Source organism: candidate division KSB1 bacterium (assembly GCA_034505495.1).
In the GTDB taxonomy this organism is placed as follows: domain Bacteria; phylum Zhuqueibacterota; class Zhuqueibacteria; order Residuimicrobiales; family Krinioviventaceae; genus Fontimicrobium_A.
In genome coordinates this window covers 16,333-37,813 of sequence record JAPDQV010000036.1, presented here as the reverse complement: position 1 = coordinate 37,813, position 21,481 = coordinate 16,333, and the positions used below count along the sequence as shown (strand labels likewise).

Genomic DNA, 21,481 nt, shown 5'->3' with positions numbered 1-21,481 from the left:
GGTCAAACCGCATGCTTCTCTTAACGGTTTGACCCCTATTGAAAAATTGATTGATTATTTTTATCCCGAACAACTATAAATAACGCTTGGATTTCTTACAATTTACCAAAAAACTCGATAAGTTTTTTTACCGCTTGTTCGACATACTCGGGCACATAGTATGTTTGAATGTGCGTTGCTCCTTCTATGAGAAACAATTCTTTTTCCTTTGTCCCGACGGCAAGCTTGAATGCACTTTCGGTCATGTAATAGCTGTCGGCTTTGCTGCCCGCCATCATCAGCAGCGGCTGATCGAGAAGCTCCATATTGGCGGTTGCGTCGAAAGCCATCAAATCGAGCAGACTGCTCATCGTATATCGAAATGTCGAATTGGGATGGGCATGCGTGCGATTGTAGTAATAATGCCCTTCTCGATACAAATCAAACGGCATTTTGTCCGCCATTTCGTCGGTCGTCTGCGTGTCGGCCGCATAGAGGATGATGCCCTTTTCGGCTTCCAAAGCCCGCGCTTTTGATGCTTCCCGCAGACGATCCTGGATCGTGTTAATCTGCGAGTTCATAAATCCGTTTCGTCTCACCAACCCCGTATTGAACATGCTCAAGGTTGCAACCGCTTTAAAGCGCTTATCGGTTTGAGCGGCCGCTAGAGCATAGCCGCCGCCGCCGCAAATGCCGAAAAGGCCCAGTCTTTCCGCATCAACGCCGGGATAGCGGATGAGAAAATCCGCCATGCCTCGAATATCCTCGATGCGATAGAACGGCTTGTCGACTCGGCGAGGCTCTCCGCCGCTGGCGCCTTGAAAGGCCGCATCAGCGGCAATGGTAATATACCCCGCCTCCGCCAGACGCTGTGCATACAAGCCGGCGACCTGCTCTTTAACGCCTCCGTTGGGATGAGCTACGGCAATAGCCGGGTACTTTTTGGACGGATCATAGCCCGGCGGTGTATAGACATTTGCCGATATATCAATGCCGTTAAGCTTGTAGGAAACAGGATGAATATTCACTTTGCCCGCAACGTTCTCCGTGACGGCGCCCTGATAGACCAGACCGAACGGATTGGCAGGCTTGGACTGATCCTGTGCAGGAGCGTTTATTTTCATCAGCAGCAGCACTCCTATAAAAATTATCATGATATTTTTCACTTTAATTGCCTCATCGCATATTTCTTTGGGATGATTCGTCAAATCAGCGCAAAATTCTTTCAATGATCCAACCCTTTTTCTTTCAGCCATTTGGATACCAAATCGGCTATTTCCAGATTGTTCAAATCCGAAAAGGGGAAATGTGTATTTCCTCTGATGCCGATTTCCGGCAAATGGACGAGGGTCACATTTCCTCCATGGTCGTTTACGACATCACGCCATATTTTAGCCATTTCAAGCCGGACCCGCCAGCCGTCCTGACCAGGGTTGGGACTGGGTTCTGCGGGAATGAAATCGCCGTAATAAATGACGATCGGAATTTGGGTCAGCTTGAGAAAGTCGCTCATCGGTACTGCATTCGCCGATAGCGTACCGCCGGAGCTCGGTTTGGGCTCAGGGACTTTACCTTCGGGAAAAAGAAAGCCGCTTCCCGGCTCGAAGGAGACGATGGCTCTGACATTTTGATTTTTAATCGCCGTCAACCAGCCCATTCCGCCCGAATGGGAATGGGTGACCAGAATGCCCGCCCCGATCTTGTCGAACAAGGCCGAGACCGCTTCGACATTGAGATTGACGTCAATCGGCCCCGTATCGGGCGTCATGGCGCGAAAGAACTGCTCGAGCGCAGTAGAATCACGAGGAAATTGTACACCTTCGAAAAAGTTCGGCCAAATACCGAGACGGAAAGTGCCGAACCATTGCTGCTCATCCGGAAGGGGTTCGATGACGGCGGAAACTGTGCTGCGCCCGGCGTTGCCGCGTCGAGGCTGGTCGAGTACATAAACCGAATAGCCTCGGCGCAAAAAGATGTTCTGAAAGCCGTCCCGTCCGTCAGGAGTTGTTTCCCATGTTTTCGAAAACTGTCCGAATCCGTGCCACATAACCATCGGCAGCTTTTTTGCCTGGACGGGAATCTGATAAAATACATAAGCATGGTCGCCGTGCAAAGTCTGCCCGGCCGAAGTGGGATGATAAGGATCAAAGGTCCCCGAGGCTTTAATGACTTTTCCGCCGACCATAAAGCTGCCCTGTTCCCGAATGATTATCGGTTGCAAATTTTCACCTGCGATTAAGCCCTCAAGTAAAGCAAGGAACGCAACAGCGAATTGGATCGGAATGAGAAATCTTGCTTTTTTCTTTGTGTTAAGCGGCTTCATTATTTCTTTTCCTGCTTTTATATTACACATTGCCCTTCGTAAATTGGGCGAAGCAACAAAAAGTGCTGTGCAGGCGCTTTGTCGAACACGGCTGCCTGCCGACGCCCTTAGAACAATCTGTTTCATTCCGGTATTCTAACTGTGAACTTGGCAACGCCTGCCGCGTTTTCTGTTTACCCGTGTTCAATTCGTGAAAAAGAATAAAGAGATAAAGGTTTCTATTTTGACAGTGAATTATACGCAAATAAAATCAAAGAGTTATTGAGCAATTCTCTAAAATTATTGAATGATTCTGCAAGAACAGGCTAATCGGGAACAAATGACTTTTGCGCTCGATTCAAAATTCGAGTGAATATCGGCGGCATCAGGGCAATAAAAGAAGGGGCGATGATGAACGGCATAGAAAAGCAAGGGGAATTCTGGGAGGACCAGCGCGCGCAGGCTGATAGGCAGGAACTTGTTGAGCTGATCAGGCGAGCCATCCCGGAAGATGGAAAAGTCGAACCGATCGCGGGCTTGGTCCTTCAGCGCGCTTCAGCTCCGGGCGAGCCTCTTTATGTGGTAACCGCGCCTTCGTTTTGCGTGATCGCGCAGGGCAGCAAAGAGATTATTTTGAGAAATGAAAGCTACACTTATGATCCATTCCACTATCTTTTGGTTACCGCCGAGCTGCCGTTGACGGGCACGATTCGTGAAGCCTCGCCGGAGCATCCCTATCTCAGTCTGCGCCTAATCCTGGATCCGGCTCTTGTTCATTCTGTTATGGTGGAGGCGCGAGATGCCTCCCCTGAATTTGCCGATATAAAGGCCATAACGGTCAGCCCCTTATGCGGCGATCTTTTGAATGCCGTGGTGAGACTCGCCCGTTTAATCGCAAGGCCCAGCGAAGCTCCTTTTATGGCGCCGATCATCAAACGTGAAATCGTTTATCGGCTATGGATGGAAGGGCAGGGCGATCGGCTGCGTCATATTGCTGCCCACGGCGGTTTTGTATCCCCCATAGCCAGAGCCATTACGCTGCTGCGCAAAAAGTTTGATCAACCGCTGCGTATAGAAAAGATTGCGCAGGAATGCGGAATGAGCGTCTCATCTTTCCACCACCATTTCAAATCGGTTACTTCCATGACCCCTTTGCAGTTTCAGAAGCAACTGCGGCTCCAGGAAGCGCGGCGACTGATGCTGCATGAACATCTCGATGCCGCCGAAGCCGGTTTTCGCGTGGGATACGATGACGCTTCACATTTTAATCGTGATTATAAAAGGCATTTTGGTATGCCGCCGCGCCGAGACGTGGAAAGGCTGCGTATGGTTCCCCCGTCAAGAGTCGAACAATATTGACAATGGGAGCAGTTTCCTGCTGAAACGTTTAATAAAGTCGCTATTCACGCCTTCTTGTTAATGTCCGATCATGCCGACCTGCGGCGGGGCCTCGGATCTGCGCCTTGTCCGTAGCTGAAGCAGTTTCTCCAACTGCGGAAAGATGGATGTCTTTTGCCTAATCTATTAAGACGCCTCTTATAAAAAGCGCATGCCGGTATCTTTTGATTGTTTTAAAAATGAGAAACACGAATAGCAGAAATGCTTTTCGCATTTGCAGAGATTGCAGAGAGCCTATTAAATTAAAAATTGAATAATAATTGCCGGCCGTGCTTTTCTAATTTTTTGATTCCTGCTTTTTTCGAATCTCACACGGAAAGGAGGCAAAAGGCGATAATTCGCCGACCTGTATAAACGTTATAAAAACTCTCGACGCAGTTTTCCAAATAGGACGTAGCGCGAGTTTTATCCCGCACCCGCACCGCAATCTAACGCAGCGCGAGATTTATCTCGTGCCGGTAGCGCGAGATTCATCTCGTACCGGCAGCGCGGGATTTATCCCGTGCTTGTCGCGCAATTTTACAAATTGCGATCAACTCACGTATTATTAACCTGCAAATTTTCAGTATCAAAATCGCTGGTCTGGAATAAACCCCCGCCCCGATAAAAATTTGAAAAATGGTTCTACGTCGACAATTTAAAAAATTGTTCTACGATGCGGCAAAACCGCCGCAAAATTCAACATCCCGCACTATTTCAATCGGACTTTCGACTTTGGACTTTCGACCTGCCGCCCTTGACTTTCGACCTTTTATCCTACACCCCGGCCGTAAGCGTATTTGCGATTTCACTTGCTCTAATTAATAAAAGTTATAATTTGTTCTCAAAAGGCAAGAACGTAAAGGGAACATTTTTCCGCTTTGCATTAAAGGAGAGCCGATGATGGAAGAAAAAAACATTCACAACGGCCTTTCCCGGCGCGGTTTCCTCAAAGGCGTTAGCGGCGGTCTGATCGGCGCCGCCGCGCTCAAGAGCATTCGGCCGCTTTCAGCAGCCGCCGAACATGGGCGCATAGTCGGTCCCGATTCGGTCACCATCACTCTGCAGGTCAACGGCGAGCAGAAAAGAGTGCAGTGCGATCCCAGGACGACGCTGCTCGATCTGCTGCGCGATGCTTTCGGCTTGACCGGCACCAAACGGGTATGCAACAAGGGACAATGCGGCGCCTGCACGGTCATTCTCGACGGGCGCACGGTCTTGGCCTGCTCCATGCTCGCCCTCGATGCCGACGGCTGCTCGGTTGAGACCATCGAAGGGGTGGCCCGAGGCGATCGGCTTCATCCTCTGCAGGAGGCCTTTGTCGAAAACGATGCGCTGCAGTGCGGCTTTTGTACGCCCGGATTCATCATGTCCGGTTTGGCGTTGCTGCGCCGTAACCCTAAACCGACGTTGGAGGAGATCAAGCGGGCCGTATCGGGCAACTTGTGCCGCTGCGGCACCTATCCGAACGTCTTCAAAGCCGTCGCCCAGGCGGCAGAACGCATGCAGAAGGAGGGCTGAGTCATGGCGGGATGGAAGCCTCTAACTCAAACGCGTTTTTTAGGCAAACCGGTTCCGCGCGTCGACGGCGTCGATAAAGTGACCGGCCGCGCCAAGTATACTTATGACGTACACCTGCCGGGGATGCTGTACGGCAGGATTCTCCGCAGTCCTTATCCGCATGCGCGGGTCATCTCGGTCGATTTGTCCGCTGCGCAGGCGCTGCCCGGCGTCAAAGCGGTGATCGGCAAGTTGAAGGACGAGGTCAATTTCGTCGGCGACGAGGTGGCGGCGGTCGCGGCCGTGGATGAGCATACCGCTGCCGAGGCCTTGCGGCGGATTCGCGTCGATTATGAGCCGCTGCCCTTTGTGGTGCGCGAAGAGGAAGCTATCAAGCCCGATGCGCCGCGGGTCATGAGCGGCCGCGAGGATAACCTTGGTGAGCTGGAAGAATACGGCGAAGGCGACATCGAAAAAGGCTTTGCCGAAGCGGACGTGATCATCGAGCGCACCTTTCATATGAACGTTCAGGTGCATACGACGCTCGAAACGCACGGCTGCGTCGCCAAATGGGAGGGGGAAGAACTCTATTTGTGGGATTCCACGCAGGGCGTTCACGGCACGCGCAGCGGTCTGGCGCAGGCGCTCAGCATTCCTGAAAACCGCATCCATGTCATTACCCATCACATGGGCGGGGGATTCGGCAGCAAGTTCGGCCCCAAGTCCTACAACGTCATCTGTGCGCGTTTGGCCAAGCAAGCCGGAGCACCGGTCAAGCTGATGCTCGATCGGGAAGAAGAGATGCTCTGCACCGGCAATCGGCCTTCGTCTTTTCAACGGATAAAGATCGGTGCGAAAAAGGACGGCAAGCTGACCGCTTTCGAGATGGAAGCGTTCGGCAGCGGCGGCGTCGGCGGCGGCGCGGGCGTTCCGCAGCCTTATATCTATTTTTTCCCCAATTGGAAGGTGAAACAACGGGATGTGTTCATCAACGCCGGTCCGGCGGCGCCCATGCGCGCACCCGGTCATCCGCAGGCGGCGTTTGCCATTGATTCGATCATGGATGAGTTGGCCGAAGCTTTGGGCATGGATCCGCTCAAGTTGAGACAGCTGAACGATCCCAATCCTACACGGCAGGCCGAGTATCAAATCGGCGCCGAGCGCATCGGCTGGCATCGTCGGCAACCCTCCGGGAGTCAAAAAGGCGTCAAGGTGCGCGGTTTGGGTATGGGGTCCGGCGAATGGGGCGGCGGCGGTACGCGCGGCACGACCGCGATCGTCAACATTTACAGCGACGGCACCGTGGATGTGCGCATCGGCACGCAGGACCTTGGGGTCGGTACCCGCACGCTGGTCGCGGCGGTTGCGGCAGAAGAGCTGGAGCTCGATTTGACCGACGTCCGGCCGCTCATCGGTGAAAGCGACTTTCCCTGGGCGCCCGCGAGCGGCGGCAGCACCACGGCGCCTTCGGTCGCGCCGGCGGTCAAACGCGCCGCCGAAAGCGCCAAACAGCGCCTCATCGCGGCAGTGGCCGAGGCAAAGGGCGTTGCCGTCGAGCAGGTGCAATATACGGCTAAAAAATTTACCATAACCGCAACCGGTGAAACATTGAGCTGGAAGCAGGCCTGCGCGCTGCTGGAGGGCGCGACGATCTCGGCCATGGAGTCCTGGGCCGAAGGCCTGTCCGACAGCGGCACGGCAGGGACGCAGTTTGCCGAAGTGGAGGTCGACCGTGAAACCGGCAAGGTGAAGGTGCTGAAAATGATCGCCGTACAAGATTGCGGGCTGGTGGTCAATCTGTTGACGGCGCGCAGTCAGATCAACGGCGCCATGATCGGCGAGATCGGCTATGCGCTGCTCGAACAGCGTCTGCTCGATCGCGAAACCGGCATCATGCCCAATGCGGATATGGAAAACTATAAAATCCCCGGCGCGCTCGAGATGCCCGATTTCGACGTAACCATCTACGATCAGCAGGAGAGGGGCGTCATCGGATTGGGCGAGCCGCCCGCCATTCCCGGCGTCGGCGCCATTGCCAACGCGATTTATAATGCCGTCGGCGTGCGCATCACCGAGCTGCCCATCACACCGGATAAAGTGCTGACGGCCATCGAACGCAAGGAGGGCCGGTCATGAAAGCCTTTTCTTATATCTATCCCAAGAATGCCAAGGCGATTCCGCCGCTGCTGGCGCAATACGGCAACATGGCGATGCTTTACGCCGGCGGCACCGATGCCTTGGCGCGCCTGAAAGAAGGCATTGTCGAACCTGAGCTGCTGATCAATCTGAAACAACTGCCGGAACTGAGCTCGATCAAAGAGGACCGCAAGGGACTGCGTATCGGTGCCGCCGTTCGGCTGGCTGATATTCTCGAATTTCCACCGGCAATGGCCTATCCCGGCCTCATCGAAGCGGTGCAGTCGGTCGGCACGATTCAGCTGCGCAACATGGGAACGATCGGCGGCAATCTCTGTCAGCGGCCGCGCTGTTGGTACTACCGGAGCAGCCGTTTTCCCTGCTACCGTAAGGGCGGCGAGCTCTGCTACGCCATCTACGGCGAGAACAAGTATCACTGCATTCTCGGCGGCGATCCATGCTACATCGTCCATCCCTCGGATGTGGCGCCGATGCTGATTGCTCTCGATGCCGAGATCGAGATCCTGAGTGCGAAAAAATCCAGGCGCATCAAAGCGGAAGCATTCTACGTTCTGCCTGAACAGGATCCGTATCACGAGACCGTGCTTGCTGCCGATGAGGTGGTGACGCAGATCATCGTACCGGCGCGCGCCAAGCGGCTCAAGAGTCATTATCTCAAGTTCCGCGAGCGAGATTCGTTCGATTTTGCCATGGTCAGCGTGGCGGCGGCCGGCAGGGTGGAAGGCGATCGGTTGTTCGAGCCGAGGATAGTTCTAGGCGGTGTAGCGCCCAAGCCGTGGCGGGCGCTCAAGACGGAAGCCATGCTCGCTGGCCAGGCGATTTCGGAGGAGCTTTTGCTCGAAGCCGCCAAAGCCGAATTGGCGCAGGCCGCACCATTGGACAAAAACGAGTACAAAGTGCCGCTGGCGAGAAATTTGATCAAGCGCGCCGTAATGGAGATGATGGGCAAAGCGTAATAGAATTTTGAAGCATTCGAAGCACGGCCATGGAATACAAAGTCTGCCCTCTGTTGATGCGCGTCGGTCCGCGCTATCCGGGTCTGCTCGATCCCTCTGCCGCAAAGGACAAGAGGCTGACAGCGCAATATCAATGTCTGCGTACGGTTTCGGCGCTGGGGCCGGATTTCAACGCCGCCTCGCCGCATGAGTGCACGCCGAAACGCAGCTGCTTCAAACACGGAGCCGAGTGACCAAGGTCTTTCATTCGGTTTTATCGAAAAAGCGGCGAACGGCCTGCAAATCCTCCGGTGTATCGGCGTCGAACAGGATCCCTTCCGAATCGATCTCGACGAGGCGGGTGCGTTCGCCGTGGCGCCGAAAAACCGCCTTGGCCGTTTCGGTTAGGGGCAAGTTCAGAAACTCCGCAAAAAGTTCGGCAGCATAAAGCACGGGATGACCGCAGCGTCCCTTGCAGCAAGGTCGAACGATGAGGGGATGAGCCTCGCGAAAAGCGGTAATGAGCTGTTCGATCCATGCGCGCTGAACGTGCGGTTGGTCCACCAAACAGACGATGACCGCCTCGGCGTTGCCGACGGCGCGAATGCCCGTCTGCAGTGACGACAGTTGACCGAGCTGATAGTTCGGATTGTCGACGAAACGGACGTTTGCGCCGCTTTCATTTTGGATGCGCGCGGCTTGATGACCGATAACCGCTATAATTTCTTCGATCCCTGCTCCGCGCAGCGCCTGCTCGATGTGTTGAAGAAAAGTCAGGCCGTTGATGCGCAGGAGCGGCTTTACTTCGCCCATGCGCCGCGACTCGCCGGCTGCCAAGATCAAGCCGCTAATCATTCTGCAGCCTCATGGAAAGCGCCGAAACGTCGACGCCGCAGCGCACTGCGATCATTTCCGCAGCCACCGACACGGCGATTTCCTCCGGTGTGCGGGCGCCGATCGCCAACCCCATCGGCGAATGCACCCTTTGCAGCGCCGCCCGGTCGATGCCCGCCTCTTCGAGCGCCTTGAAGGTCTGCTGAACCTTTGTGCGGCTGCCGATCATCCCCAAATAAGCAAACGGTTGACGCACGCAGTACTCTAAAATTTCGCGATCGTGGCTGTGTTGGTGCGTCGCGATTACGAGGCAGGTTTCGGGCGTAAACTCGAGTTCGGGCAATGCGGCAGAGTACTCTTTAGCCAGAATTTTTTCAGCGTTTGGGAAGCGCTGCGCATTGGCAAATTCCGGCCGATTGTCGACGACCGTCACGCGGAAGCCGAGCAGATCGGCTACGGCGGCCATCGCTTTGCCGACGTGACCGGCGCCGAAGACGATCAGCGGCGGCGCGGAAAAGAGCGGCTCGATAAAAATTTTAACCCTGCCGCCCCAGCTCATCTGCAGTTCGGTCAGTTCGTACTCGAGCAGCTTCGGCCGCTGAGTGCGCATTGCCGCCATGCACTCCTCGATCACGGCTTTTTCGATCGCGCCGCCGCCGATCGTACCCTCAATTGTACCGTCCGCATAAACCAGCATCTTGGCTCCGACCTCCCGCGGCGCCGAACCTGACGCCTCCACCACCGTCGCTAATACCGCCGCCCCGCCTTTTGCTTCTAAATCAACAATCTTTTGCCAAAGGCTCATGATCTCCTCACGATATTGACCGCTCAAATAAACAAAATCGCTCCAACTTTTGCAATTCCTTTTCAATGATAGTGCAAATTTTACGCTTTCTTTATGATAACGCAACATTGGATCTGTTAATTAAGGCGTCTTAAAAAATGGAGGAGACGATGGCTTATATATTTATAGACGATTTCGGGCCGGAAAGCGACGAGTACAATACGAACTATATCTTTTTCGACGAGAAAAAAGAAGGGGAATGGAAAAAAGCCCTGCAGGTTTGGCAGGCTCGTCGCCACGCGAGGCAGAACAAAATGCACTATGAATTCGTTTGTGATGGGTGTTGATTCACATTTTGAATCAACACTTTTCCACTGCGCTTCTTTCCTCACGAGCGGGTCGCAAGACCCGCTTTTTATTTTAGTTTTCCCGCCTTATTTTTGCTAAATTTCTTCTCAGCAAAACGATTGAACATAGAGGAGGAAATGGGTTCTCGTACTCGGCGAGTGTACGTGCGCAACCTGGCGGTCGGAGACGGTGCGCCGATCAGCGTGCAGTCGATGACCAACACCAAGACCGAGGATGTCGATGCCACTCTGCGGCAGATCGAACGGTTGCTGCAGGCCGGCTGTCAGATTGTCCGGCTGGCGGTGCCGTCGCAGGCGGCAGCCAAGGCTTTTGCCGCCATTCGTCGCCGAATCGATGCGCCGTTGGTGGCGGACATTCACTTTAACTATGAACTGGCTCTGGCGGCCATCGATGCGGGAGCCGACAAAATCCGTATTAACCCCGGCAACATCGGCGGACGGGAAAAAGTTCGGGCGGTGGTCGAACGGGCGGTAGCCGCCAAGGTGCCCATCCGCGTCGGCGTCAATTCAGGGTCTATCGAAAAAGATATCCTAAAAGAGGAGGGCGGACCCACGGTACGCGCTCTGGTTCGCAGCGCGCTGCGCAACATCGATCTCTGCCGCGAATTCGGCGCCGAAGACTTGGTGCTCTCGCTCAAATCATCCGACGTCGTCAAAACGATTGCCGCCTATCGCGAGGCCTCGCGTCACACCGACGTACCGCTGCACATCGGCGTCACCGAAGCGGGAACGGTACGCTCCGGAACCATCAAATCGGCTGTGGCGCTCGGCATCCTGCTGGCCGAAGGGATCGGCGACACATTGCGCGTTTCGCTCACGGGCGACCCGGTCGAGGAGGTTTATGTCGGGTATCAAATTTTAAAAGCGCTCGATCTTTCGCGGCGCGGCGTCAATCTGATCTCCTGTCCCACCTGCAGCCGCACGCAGGTCGATCTAATCCCCATAGCCGAAGAAGTGGAGCGGCGGCTGGCCGGGATCGAAGAGCCGCTGACCGTCGCGGTGATGGGGTGCGTCGTCAACGGGCCGGGTGAAGCCAAGGAAGCCGACGTCGGCGTCGCCTGCGGAAAAGGCAGCGCCGTGCTTTTTCGCAAGGGCGTTATCATCCGCAAAGTTGCGGAAAGCGAGATCGTCTCGGCGCTCATCGCCGAAGTGGAGAGCTTGCGGCAAGAAAGAGCCGCGGCCCGCTGACATTCCTCAGGCGCCGGTAGTTAAAAAAGTGTTCGGAAAAAGGTAAAAATTTTATACATTTAACAGATTGAAAAAAACGTCCCCGAATCTCTCAACCAAGCAACGGAGGCCGTGTTGAATCGATTGGTTGTTTGCTTATTGATATGGGCGATCGCCTTGCCGATCTTTGCGCAAACGAAAAAGGTCTATGTCGGCGTTCAGGAGGAAAATTTACGCGATGCGCCGAAGGGGCAAAAGATCGGCGCGCTTTTGCAGGGCACGGAAATGATCGTGCTCTATGAGCAGGATAATTGGCTGAAGGTGCAAATTACCGGTTGGATCTGGAAGCCGTCGACGAGCACGACGCCGACCAAGCCGCTCGGCGAGTTTCATGCGCTCCATATTCTCGTCAAAACCCGCGCCGAAGCGGAACAGATCCTGGCCGAATTGAAGGCGGGCAAAGATTTCAGCGAGCTGGCCAAAGCCAAATCGATAGCCCCCAGCGCGCCGATGGGAGGCGATCTGGGCTATTTCAATCGCGGCGACTTTGCACCGGTCATCGAAAACGCCATTGCCGCGCTCAAGATCGACCAGGTGAGCGAGATCATCGAGACGCCGCACGGCTTTAATATTTTCAAACGAATCAAATAAGCCCGCTGCAAAACGCGTGGAAGGCAAGCCGAAAACACTCATTGCGCTGCCTGCCTATAATGAAGCGAATCACATCGTCGCCTGTCTAAAGGACATTTCCGTTCACCATCCTTTGGCGCATGTTCTGGTGGTCGACGACGGGTCTGTCGATGCGACTGCCGAACGGGCCGCTGACTGCCGTGCCCGAGTGGTTCGACATCCGCACAATTTCGGCAAGGCCGCAGCGATTTTGACCGCTTTGAACATCGCGCGGCAGGAGGGATATGAGTGGATTCTTTTCATGGACAGCGACGGACAGCATCCGGCGCAGGCTTTGCCGAACTTTTTTCGCGCCATGCGCAGCGGGCTTGACGCCGTTCTTGCCAATCGAATCGACCGGCGAACCATGCCGCTGCATCGGCAGCTGAGCAACGGCATCACCTCCATCCTCGTATCGTTGACCGGAGGCAGGAGGATCCACGACAGCCAGTGCGGTATGCGCGCTTTTCGCGTCGACAGCCTGGTCGGCCTGCCGCTGCGGGAGAAAGGGTTCCAACTCGAATCCGAGCTGCTCATCCGGCTCGGCAGGAAAAGCGCCGTCTTTAACGAAATACCCATAGCGACGATCTACACCGGACAAAAAAGCTCCATCCGACCGGGCGCAGATACGTTGCGCTTTATTCTGCTCATTTTAAAAACATTTTGGTGGTGAGGGATGAATTCTATTTCGAGTGTGACCCAAGCCGATCGAACCGCAGTCAAACCGCATGTCATCCGAAGACTCTACGACTGGGTGTTGAGTTGGGCCGAAAGCCCTTACGGCGCCGCCGCGCTTTTTATTCTCAGCTTTGCCGAGGCGTCTTTTTTCCCTGTGCCGCCCGACGCTCTGCTCATAGCTCTGGTGCTCGGCAGCCGAGCGAAAGCCTTTCGCTTTGCCTTCAACTGTACGACGGCTTCGGTCCTCGGCGCCGCATTCGGCTACTGGATCGGCCATTCGCTCTGGTGGACGGACGGCGGCTTTTCCGGCCTGGCAAACTGGTTCTTCGCCCATGTTCCCGGCTTTACGCACGCGCTTTTCTATCGCGTTCAGGGACTGTATGAACAGTGGAATTTTTGGGTTATTTTTACCGCCGGATTTACACCCATTCCCTTTAAAGTGTTTACCATTTCTGCGGGCGCCTTCGATGTCAGTTTTCCCATGATGATCCTGGCTTCGATCGTCAGTCGCGGGGCACGCTTTTTCCTTGTCGCCGGTCTGATCTGGAAATGGGGCGAGCCGATCAAGTCGTTCATTGACAAATATTTTAACTGGCTGGCGATTCTTTTCACCATCCTGCTGATCGGCGGCTTTGTCGTCATCAAGTACGTGCTCTGATGATTTTTCTGTTGCTTTTAACCGCCTCTTTCTCTATATTTGACCCGCTTTTCGGGGCGTAGCGCAGTCCGGTTAGCGCGCTTGGTTCGGGACCAAGAAGTCGGAGGTTCAAATCCTCTCGCCCCGACTCTCAGCCGAAGCAAAAGATGCTTCGGCTTTTTTTTGACTGTTCCAGACTCGGCTGACGCCTTCCGTAACAGGCGTCTTTCCCAACCTCTACCGAGACGGTCTTCATCCAGTCTAACCATTCGATTGCCGGCTCTGTACGGCGTTTTCCACCTCGTCGTCAACAAAGGAATTGGGCAAATGAAAAAGAATTTCTATATTAGCGGCAGCTTATGACGACGAGACGAAAAACTGCATATTAAATGAAAAATAAACGCCGTCACAAAGACTCTATTACGCCGGATCTGCGCTTGTCGATCATTCTAACCGGTTTGCTCATGCTGAGCGCAGGCCGATACCTCATTGAGGTTCAACAGAGCGTCGGCAGGATGCTTGCGACGCTTTTCCTGGTGACGGTTTCTGCAGCGCCGCTCATCTTTGCCGCCAATCCGCCGCTATTAAAGGCCGCGGCAGAATCGCCGAACCGAGTCCGCCGGTTATCCGCCGTTTCTTTTTTAATCGTCGGCTTGTCTGCTGCGCTTTGGGGCTTTTCGGCAGGACACGCGGGACCGCATACCTTAACCTGGACGACGATTTGGATGATCGGCGGTCTGCTTTTAACTGCGCTGATCGATCCGGCAAAGGTGCTGTCTAAAACCATATTGCTTATCTGGCTGTGGCTGCTGTTTTTTATCGGCCATGTACCGAACTGGACGGCTCCGCTCAGCCGGCCCCTTGTGCAGCCCTTGGCCTTTGCCGCTCTCTTGTCGACCATCGGCCTTAATATTTATCTGCCGCGCCTCGATGTCGGCTTTACCTTTCGCCTCAAGGCCGATGAGGTCCGTCAAATTGTGCTCAATTTTATCCTCCTGTTTTTGGTCCTGCTGATTTTCGCTCCCTTTACCGGATTGTTGACGATTACCGATCATTTGCCGTCTTTTCTGACGCTCCTAACGCAGGGCGTTCTGCTCTTTTTCCTCGTTGCATTGCCCGAAGAGCTTCTTTTCCGCGCCGTATTCTATAAATATTTTCTCCAGATTTTTCAGGGAAGAAAATGGGCGGTCGGCACGGCAATTTTTGCTTCTTCGCTTCTCTTCGCTCTGGCAAAGAGCCGCAGCCCTCTGCCGCCTTCAGGCCCGTATTTCATGGCCGCGGATTCGCCTTTCTCCTGGTCTTATGCTTTTTTCTCGTTCGTCGCCGGCGGTTTTTACGCCTGGATTTTCATCCGCACAAAAAAGCTTACTGCCGCCGTCTGGCTGCACGCATTGCTTGATTGGGTTTGGATGATCTTTTTTAGAGGATAGAGTCTTTTCGATCGATTTGATGCCGAAATGCGCAAAATTGCCAGAGGAATAGAGATGGAATCCATCATTTCCGGTTCAAAGCCCAAGATCATGCTGTGGGGCATCGGCTCCTATGCGGCCTCTGCGATGCGCACCTTGGCCGAAAACGGCGCCGAGGTGTGCTGCTATTTGACCCGCAATTACGGCGATTATGGCCCGTCGCTGTACGGCGAGACCTTTCATTTCAAAGATTATCCCAACCCTTGCCCCCTCGTGCGCGAAAAGCAGATCGATTTGGTGATCCCCATGTCGATCAATTGGCATGAGGCCGAGTGGAAGGACGAGTTCCTCGCCATGCAGGTTCCCATTCTTTCGCCGTACGGTGAGGCGATGAAGCTCGAGCGCGACCGCGATTACGGCCGCAGACTGTGCGAGCTGTACGGTATCCCGGTGCCGAAAGCTTATGTCGCCAAAAATCGCCTGGACGCCGTAGAGTATGTGCGCGCCAATCCTTTGCCGTACGTGATCAAAAACCCGCTTTGCGCCCCCGGTTCTCCGGTTCATACCATCGTAACCGAAACGGTCGAAGACACTTTGAGCTGGCTGGAGCACGTCAACTATGCCGAGGGCGTCTTTCTGCAGGAGTACATGGGGCGGCGGGAAGCAGGCCACGTCGCGTTCGTCAGCGACGGCAAAATCTATCCCATGGTGACCAACCAGGAATACAAGCGCGCCTTTGACGGAAACATGGGCCCGGTGGCCGGGGCGCCGCTCGGCGGATTGGTTGAAGTGGATACCGAGGATAAATACGGCATTGTGCGCGAGACGCTCGAGCCGCTGCTGCCCTGGTTCCGCCGAACCAACTTCCACGGTCCGGTTCAGTCGACCTGCGTGAAGCGCGACGGCAAGTGGCACGTGATCGAATTCAATGTCCGCACCGGCATCACCACCGGACCGGCGCTCTGTCGCATGCTGAAAAATCCGGTCGAAGTGTTTTTGGCGGTCGGCCACAACCGTCCTCTCAACATCGAATTTCACAAAGGCCGAGAATACGCCTGTACGCTCACGCTCGCCGGCTGGGGGTATCCTTATACCAAAATTGAAGGGCCTTTTTTGACGGTGCAGTTGACCGGCGAACCGACTTGCGATATTTGGTGGAACGAAGTGGTCGCCGACCGTAAGGGCAGAATGCTTATGTCCGGCCACCGCGTGGCGGACGTGGTCGCCGTCGGCCCCTCCATGGAAGCGGCGATTGCCAAAGCCTACGAGAACATCCGCAAAATCTATTGCCTGAGCAGCTACTACCGTCTCGACATCGGCAAGAGTCTGTGGCCTCCGGGCGAAGAGTGATGCCGAGCCGTTAACGTCCGGTCAATAAAGGAACACCATGAAGCTGTTGTTCTCCGAGTACAAATCGGATTACGCGCATTACATTTTTCCCTATGTGATTTGGGCTTTTCCGGAGGAGGGCGAAACGCCGGCGGACCTTTTTGCGGCCGGCTTTTTGCCGAGCACCCGCACCCTCGACCGGTTTTACATGTGTCGACATGTGCGCGTCGCTTTGCCGCTTTTTTCGCCTTCTTCGGAAAATCGACGCGTGCTGCGCAAAGGAGAAGGACTGCAGTGTGCTCTCCTACCCCGAGCCGACTTTCACTACACTTCCGAACGCCGCGAGTTCTGCAAAAGCTATGCTGACCGTCGATTCGGTCCGGATACCATGACTTACGAGCGGCTCGACAGTCTATTCACTTCGCCGGTGTGCACACATGTCATGCTTTTTCGCGAAGGTGAAAAAGAGGTCGGCTTGACCGTTCTTTTTCTCCAGCCGCCGCGCGCCGCTTTTTATTATTATGCCTTTTACGACTTGGAGATGAAGAGCCGTAATTTGGGCATGTACATGATGACCCGCGCGGTGGTAGAATTTGCCGCTCAGGGCTTTCAACATATCTACCTCGGCAGCTGTTACAGTCGCAATGCTCTCTACAAAACTCAGTTCGAAGGTTTCGAGTTTTGGAACGGGTTCAGATGGTCGAGCGATTTGGAAGAATTAAAATATCTTATCGAGCGCGATGCCGGAGAAATCGACAAACATCTGTTGGAGAATCCGGCATTTGCCGACCGCTTTTATCCTCAAGGATGGGGCAGCTGGTCTGGTAAATTGTCACGATGAATGAAAACAAAAACAGGCCGCCTGCGTTTTACTATTTAAAGAAAACGTATCGCTTTTATTGAGCGATTCCGCCGATCGTGTTAGGAGACTTATGAAAAAGACAATCATCGGAATAGTGATTATTGCTGCGGCTGCAGGGCTGATCGTCTTCCGCATCTTTTCGGAAAAGTCTGCCGTACGACAGCCGGCAGCGGCGCGGGGCGGAGCGATTACCGTCAAAGCGCATGTGCTCAAGCCGGAGCGTCTGGAAGATAAGATCGTGGTCACCGGCTCGCTGCAGCCCAACGAGGCCGTCGATTTGCGCAGCGAAGTGCCCGGCAAGGTGACGGCGATCTATTTTCAGGAAGGAAGTCGGATTAAAAAAGGGGATCTGCTGCTGCAGATCAACGATGCCGAGCTGCAGGCGCAGCTGCAGAGGACGCTGTTTCAGAAGGAGCTTGCCGCAGGCACGGAGCGGCGTCAACGGCAGCAGCTTGAAATTGAGGCGGTTAGTCAGGAAACCTATGAGGCCGCCCTCAACCGCTTGAATGTTTTAGAGGCGGAGGTAAAGCTGCTGGAGGCGCAGCTGCAGAAGACGAAAATCACCGCGCCTTTCTCCGGACGCATCGGACTGCGGTTCGTCAGCGAGGGCAGCTATGTCTCGCCGAATACGGTGATCGCCAACTTGGTCGACAGCGATCCGATCAAGATCGAATTCACCGTCCCCGAGCGCTACGCCTCGGCCGTGCGCCCAGGTCTGGAGATCAATTTTCGGGTTCAGGGACAGAGCGAGATTCACCGCGCCGTCGTTTATGCCGTGGAGCCCAAAATCGACGAAACGACGCGGACGCTTTATCTGCGCGCCAAATGCCCGAATCCAGACGGCCGATTGGTGCCCGGCTCCTTCGCGCAGGTGGAGCTTCTGCTCAACGTCGACGAACAGGCGCTGATGGTCCCCAGTCAGGCGCTGATTCCCGAAATGGAGCGGCAGATCATTTACCTCTGTCGTTCCGGAAAGGCAGTGCCGACGCCGGTGGAAACCGGCATCCGCACGCAAGAAAAGGTGCAGCTGCTGCGCGGCGCAGCCGCCGGCGATACGGTCATTACGAGCGGCATCCTGCTGCTGCGGCCGAATGCGCCGGTCCGCATCACCGCCTTCGAATAACGGGAGGAACGTGCGATGAGCCTTTCTTCCGTCAGCATTCGTAGACCCGTTTTGGCGATGGTCATGTCGCTGTTCATCGTCATTCTGGGGATCATCGGCTTCAGCTTTTTGGGGGTGCGCGAGTTTCCCAACGTCGATCCGGCCGTCGTTACCGTTTCGGCCAATTATATCGGCGCCAACGCCGACGTTATCGAATCACAGATTACCGAGCCGTTGGAAGAGTCGCTCAGCGGCATTGCCGGCGTGCGGTCGATCACTTCGGTCAGCCGCGAAGGCCGGTCCAATATAACCGTGGAATTCAATTTGGGCATCAAGCTCGAGGATGCGGCGAACGACGTGCGCGATCGCGTTTCACGCGCCCAGCGCCAGCTGCCGCCGGACGCCGATGCGCCGCAGGTCATCAAGGCGGACGCCGATGCGGTGCCGATTGTCTTTCTCAACATCAAAAGCGAGACGCGCGGCCTGCTCGAAGTGACCGATTGGGCGACCAACGTTCTGCGCGAGCGTGTGCGCACCATTCCGGGCGTCAGCGAGGTGCAGCTGTGGGGCGCCAAAACCTACGCCATGCGTCTGTGGCTGGATCCGCGCAAACTGGCGGCCTACAACTTGACGCCTCTGGATGTGCAGACGGCCCTCAGCCGCGAGAACGTCGAGCTGCCCACCGGCCGCATCGAAGGCGACGCCACCGAATTGACCGTGCGCACCATGGGGCGTCTGCTGACCGTCGAGGATTTCAACAACCTCATCATCCGCGAATCGCAGGGGCGCATCGTTCGGCTGCGCGACATCGGTTTTGCCGAACTGGGGGCGGAAAACTATCGCACCATCATGCGCCGCGACGGTGTGCCGATGATCGGCCTGGTGCTCATCCCGCAGCCCGGCGCCAATTACATCAAAATCGTCGACGAGTTCTATCGCCGCATCGAACAGATCAAAAAAGAAATTCCAGCCGATTTGGAATTGGGCATCGGCTTTGACGTCACCAAATACATCCGCCAATCCATTGCCGAGGTCCGCGAGACCATCTTTACCGCCTTTGTTCTTGTCGTTTTGATCATCTTTCTCTTTCTGCGCGATTGGCGAACCACCCTCATCCCGGCTTTGGCCATTCCCATTTCTTTAATCGGCACCTTTTTCGTCATGTATCTCGCCGGCTTTTCCATCAATGTGCTGACGCTGCTGGGCATTGTGCTGGCCATCGGCCTGGTGGTCGACGACGCCATCGTCATGCTCGAAAACATCTATACCAAAATCGAAAAAGGCTACGATCCGATCAAAGCGGGATTGGAAGGATCCAAAGAGGTCTATTTCGCCGTTATTTCCACCACCGTTGTATTGGCGGCAGTCTTTTTGCCGCTGTTGTTTATGCAGGGACTGGTCGGCAAATTGTTCCGCGAATTCGGCGTCGTTATTTCCACGGCCGTCATCATCTCTTCGTTCGTCGCCCTGACGCTGACGCCGATGGCGGCGACGCGCATTCTGCGCAGCCGTCGGCACAGCCGTTTCTATTATGCCACCGAGCCCTTTTTTACCGCTTTGATCGAAGGCTACCGTAAAAAGCTGACCTGGTTCCTGGCGCGACGCAAATGGGTGCCGTTGATTTTTGCCGTCTGTCTTGCACTGATCTGGCTTTTCTGGACGATTCTGCCGCGCGAGCTGGCGCCTTACGAGGACCGCTCGCAACTTAGGCTGACGGCGACGACGCCGGAAGGCGCCGGCTATGAGTACACCGACGCCTTTATGCGCGATCTGGGCGACTTTGTTCAGCAGCGCGTCCCCGAAACCGAGGCCATGATCAGCATTACGGCGCCGGGTTTCGGCTCGGCCGGTTCGGCCAACACCGGCTTTATCCGGCTTATTCTCAAGGAACCGAACGAGCGGCAGCGCAGCCAGCAGGAGATCGCCGACGATCTGATGGCGGAAGTTTCCAAACTCAGCGCCGCCCGCACCGTCGTATCGCAGGAGCAGACGCTGGGTTCAGGCAGACGCGGCGGCCTGCCGGTGCAGTATGTTATTCTGGCATCGAATCTTGAGAAGCTGCAGGCGGTTCTGCCCAAGTTTCTCGAAGAGGCGCGCAAGGACCCCACGTTTTCGTTCGTCGACGTCAATTTGAAATTCAACAAACCCGAGCTGCGCGTGCGTCTCGATCGCGAAAAGGCGCGCAACCTGGGCGTCACTATGGCGGATGTGGCGCAGACGCTCGCCCTCGCCTACAGCGGTCAGCGTATCGGCTACTACATTATGAACGGCCGGCAGTACCAGATCATCGGCCAAGTCCTGCCCGAGGACCGCAATGAACCGCTCGACCTCAAGTCGCTGTTTGTCCGCAACCGTGACGGCAAACTGGTGCAGCTCGATAATCTCATTACGATAACTGAAGAAAGCAGTCCGCCGCAGCTCTTTCATTTCGACCGCTTTTTGTCGGCGACGGTCTCGGCGCAGCTGGCGCGCGGCAAAAGCATCGGCGACGGCATCAAGGCCATGGACGCGATTGCCAAGCGGGTGCTCGACGAAACCTACCGCACGGCGCTCGACGGCGCCTCGCGCGATTTCGTCGAAAGCGCCTCCAGCCTCATGTTCGTTTTTCTCCTCAGCCTGGTGTTCATCTATCTGACCCTCGCCGCCCAGTTCGAGAGCTTTCGCGATCCCTTTACCATCATGCTGACGGTGCCTTTGGCGCTGGTCGGCGCGCTCTTTTCGCTTTGGTACTTTCGACAGACGCTCAACATTTTCAGCCAGATCGGCCTGATCATGCTCATCGGTCTGGTGACCAAGAACGGCATTCTCATCGTCGAATTCACCAATCAGCGCCGCGCCCAAGGTCTGCCGGTGCTCGAGGCGGTGATCGATGCTTCGGTCTCGCGCTTCCGGCCGATCTTGATGACCGCGCTCTCGACGATCCTGGGCATTCTGCCCATTGCGCTGGCGCTGGGTGCCGGATCCGGCAGCCGCGTGCCCATGGGCGTCGCCGTGGTCGGCGGTATGGTGTTTTCGACTTTTCTGACGCTTTTCATCGTCCCCGCCGTCTACCTGATGGTCGCTTCGAAAAAGACACCCAAAAATTTGGAAATTATGCCATGAAATGAGGTGTAAGAATGACAAGTAATGCAGGCTGCCGACCGGCGCCTTTGCTTTTAAAGGTATTCATGATTTTGTTGTTCGGCCGTATAGCGGCCGCTCAGGAGCCGCTGACTCTGGAGCAGGCGATAGCGACGGCGCTGCAGAACAATTTCGATATTCGCATTGCCAAGACTGCGGCCGATATTGCCGCCAATAATGTAACCCTCGGCAATGCGGGCTTTTTGCCCCGCATCACCGCCAATGCCGGCGACAGCCGCAGCGTCGTGGATTCGAAACAAAGTTTTCTCAGC

General features: G+C 55.4%; 20 protein-coding genes and 1 tRNA gene. 17 read left to right on the top strand and 4 right to left on the bottom strand.

Annotated elements, in window-relative coordinates; all coding sequences use genetic code 11:
• Nucleotides 1-95: 95 nt before the first annotated feature.
• On the bottom strand, nucleotides 96-1,103 hold the full coding sequence (locus tag ONB24_12570) for an alpha/beta hydrolase (protein MDZ7316947.1): 1,008 nt from the start codon (nucleotides 1,101-1,103) through the stop codon (nucleotides 96-98).
• 101 nt (nucleotides 1,104-1,204) lie between these two features.
• On the bottom strand, nucleotides 1,205-2,302 hold the full coding sequence (locus tag ONB24_12565; GenBank protein MDZ7316946.1) for an alpha/beta fold hydrolase: 1,098 nt from the start codon (nucleotides 2,300-2,302) through the stop codon (nucleotides 1,205-1,207).
• Between the two features lie 387 nt (nucleotides 2,303-2,689).
• On the opposite strand from ONB24_12565, the gene ONB24_12560 reads away from it, so the two are divergent.
• The 5 genes from ONB24_12560 to ONB24_12540 all read left to right on the top strand — a co-directional run bounded on the left by ONB24_12560 (nucleotide 2,690) and on the right by ONB24_12540 (nucleotide 8,504).
• Nucleotides 2,690-3,640, top strand: coding sequence for an AraC family transcriptional regulator (locus tag ONB24_12560; protein ID MDZ7316945.1), 951 nt, complete (start codon nucleotides 2,690-2,692; stop codon nucleotides 3,638-3,640).
• Between the two features lie 918 nt (nucleotides 3,641-4,558).
• Complete coding sequence (locus ONB24_12555) at nucleotides 4,559-5,179, top strand: (2Fe-2S)-binding protein (protein MDZ7316944.1); 621 nt, start codon at nucleotides 4,559-4,561, stop codon at nucleotides 5,177-5,179.
• 3 nt (nucleotides 5,180-5,182) lie between these two features.
• Complete coding sequence (locus ONB24_12550) at nucleotides 5,183-7,294, top strand: xanthine dehydrogenase family protein molybdopterin-binding subunit (protein MDZ7316943.1); 2,112 nt, start codon at nucleotides 5,183-5,185, stop codon at nucleotides 7,292-7,294.
• A complete protein-coding gene (locus tag ONB24_12545) occupies nucleotides 7,291-8,271 on the top strand; it encodes a xanthine dehydrogenase family protein subunit M (GenBank protein MDZ7316942.1) in 981 nt (326 codons plus the stop codon). Before ONB24_12550 ends, ONB24_12545 begins: the two co-directional genes overlap by 4 nt.
• Before the next feature lie 29 nt (nucleotides 8,272-8,300).
• Nucleotides 8,301-8,504: a hypothetical protein gene (locus tag ONB24_12540; protein MDZ7316941.1), complete on the top strand. Its 204-nt coding sequence runs from the start codon at nucleotides 8,301-8,303 to the stop codon at nucleotides 8,502-8,504.
• Between the two features lie 10 nt (nucleotides 8,505-8,514).
• Here the strand turns inward: ONB24_12540 and ONB24_12535 are convergent, their stop codons facing one another.
• Nucleotides 8,515-9,105: a nucleotidyltransferase family protein gene (locus ONB24_12535; GenBank protein ID MDZ7316940.1), complete on the bottom strand. Its 591-nt coding sequence runs from the start codon at nucleotides 9,103-9,105 to the stop codon at nucleotides 8,515-8,517.
• Entirely contained in the window at nucleotides 9,098-9,889 is a 792-nt protein-coding gene (gene xdhC / locus ONB24_12530) for a xanthine dehydrogenase accessory protein XdhC (protein ID MDZ7316939.1), read from the bottom strand. The genes ONB24_12535 and xdhC overlap by 8 nt, the downstream gene beginning before the upstream one ends.
• 149 nt (nucleotides 9,890-10,038) lie before the next feature.
• Here xdhC and ONB24_12525 point away from each other — a divergent pair, with 149 nt between their 5' ends.
• From ONB24_12525 to ONB24_12470, 12 genes are all read left to right on the top strand, one after another.
• The gene (locus tag ONB24_12525; protein MDZ7316938.1) at nucleotides 10,039-10,215 is read left to right on the top strand and encodes a hypothetical protein; all 177 of its coding nucleotides are present in this window, start codon (nucleotides 10,039-10,041) and stop codon (nucleotides 10,213-10,215) included.
• 138 nt (nucleotides 10,216-10,353) lie between these two features.
• Nucleotides 10,354-11,424: a flavodoxin-dependent (E)-4-hydroxy-3-methylbut-2-enyl-diphosphate synthase gene (ispG, locus tag ONB24_12520; protein ID MDZ7316937.1), complete on the top strand. Its 1,071-nt coding sequence runs from the start codon at nucleotides 10,354-10,356 to the stop codon at nucleotides 11,422-11,424.
• 114 nt (nucleotides 11,425-11,538) lie between these two features.
• Nucleotides 11,539-12,054, top strand: a complete 516-nt coding sequence (locus ONB24_12515; protein ID MDZ7316936.1) for a peptidylprolyl isomerase — start codon at nucleotides 11,539-11,541, stop codon at nucleotides 12,052-12,054.
• A gap of 16 nt (nucleotides 12,055-12,070) precedes the next feature.
• Entirely contained in the window at nucleotides 12,071-12,745 is a 675-nt protein-coding gene (locus ONB24_12510) for a glycosyltransferase family 2 protein (protein MDZ7316935.1), read from the top strand.
• 3 nt (nucleotides 12,746-12,748) lie between these two features.
• Entirely contained in the window at nucleotides 12,749-13,408 is a 660-nt protein-coding gene (locus ONB24_12505) for a DedA family protein (protein ID MDZ7316934.1), read from the top strand.
• Between the two features lie 52 nt (nucleotides 13,409-13,460).
• Nucleotides 13,461-13,535, top strand: a tRNA-Pro gene (locus ONB24_12500).
• A 241-nt stretch (nucleotides 13,536-13,776) separates the two neighbouring features.
• Complete coding sequence (locus ONB24_12495; GenBank protein MDZ7316933.1) at nucleotides 13,777-14,817, top strand: CPBP family intramembrane metalloprotease; 1,041 nt, start codon at nucleotides 13,777-13,779, stop codon at nucleotides 14,815-14,817.
• A 54-nt stretch (nucleotides 14,818-14,871) separates the two neighbouring features.
• A complete protein-coding gene (locus ONB24_12490; protein ID MDZ7316932.1) occupies nucleotides 14,872-16,146 on the top strand; it encodes a phosphoribosylamine--glycine ligase in 1,275 nt (424 codons plus the stop codon).
• 37 nt (nucleotides 16,147-16,183) lie between these two features.
• Entirely contained in the window at nucleotides 16,184-16,966 is a 783-nt protein-coding gene (locus tag ONB24_12485) for a hypothetical protein (protein ID MDZ7316931.1), read from the top strand.
• A gap of 91 nt (nucleotides 16,967-17,057) precedes the next feature.
• On the top strand, nucleotides 17,058-18,110 hold the full coding sequence (locus ONB24_12480) for an efflux RND transporter periplasmic adaptor subunit (protein MDZ7316930.1): 1,053 nt from the start codon (nucleotides 17,058-17,060) through the stop codon (nucleotides 18,108-18,110).
• A 15-nt stretch (nucleotides 18,111-18,125) separates the two neighbouring features.
• Entirely contained in the window at nucleotides 18,126-21,191 is a 3,066-nt protein-coding gene (locus tag ONB24_12475; GenBank protein ID MDZ7316929.1) for an efflux RND transporter permease subunit, read from the top strand.
• Nucleotides 21,192-21,205: 14 nt separating this feature from the next.
• Nucleotides 21,206-21,481, top strand: a 276-nt coding sequence (locus ONB24_12470) for a TolC family protein (protein ID MDZ7316928.1), incomplete at its 3' end; no start/stop codon positions are given.